At 69.3% G+C, this 729-nt stretch carries 1 pseudogene; it reads left to right on the top strand.

The annotated features are described in order from the left end of the window. Nucleotides 1–270: 270 nt before the first annotated feature. A pseudogene (locus LG396_RS38830) lies at nt 271–729 on the top strand (hypothetical protein); the annotation flags it as partial.

Genomic DNA, 729 nt, shown 5'->3' with positions numbered 1-729 from the left:
TTATTGAGGACCTGTGGTCCCAGCGTGAGCGCTGGGACCACAGGTCCTTTTTTGTTTTTCGTTCCGGTGCATTCCGGAGTCAGAGGAGCGTAGTGATGACCACCAACGAGCCTGACCGGCGTGACGAGGACCGTGACGGCCGCGGCCGGCGTCGTGACGGTGACGGGCGTGGTTTCGACAGGCGCGACGGAGAACGTCGCGGAGGCCCGCGTCGTACGGACGTAGACCGGCAGGGACGTGGACCGCGGCAGCAGGACGACCGTCCGCGCCGTGACTTCCGCCGTGATGACGACCGTCCGCGACGCGACTTCCGTCGCGACGACGACCGGCCGCGCGGACCCCGCCGCGACGACGATCGGCGTGGAGACGACCGGTCGCCCCGCTTCCGGCGTGATGACGATCGTCCGAGGCGGGATTTCGGCCGCGGCGACGACCGTCCCCGGCGTGATTTCGGGCGCGGGGACGACCGTCCTCGTCGTGACTTGCGTCGTGACGACGACCGGCCGCGCGGGCCCCGTCGTGATGATGACCGTCCGCGGCGGGATTTCCGGCGCGACGATGACCGTCCGCGGCGGGATTTCGGCCGTGGTGATGATCGTCCTCGTCGTGACGATGACCGGCCCCGTGGGCCGCGTCGTGACGATGACCGTCCTCGTCGTGACTTCCGGCGTGACGACGACCGGCCCCGTGGGCCTCGTCGTGATGATGACCGTCCTCGTCGTGACTTCC

This window comes from Streptomyces aculeolatus, assembly GCF_020400605.1.
Taxonomy (GTDB): Bacteria; Actinomycetota; Actinomycetes; order Streptomycetales; family Streptomycetaceae; genus Streptomyces; species Streptomyces aculeolatus.
This window is presented reverse-complemented; position numbering and strand designations above follow the sequence as displayed.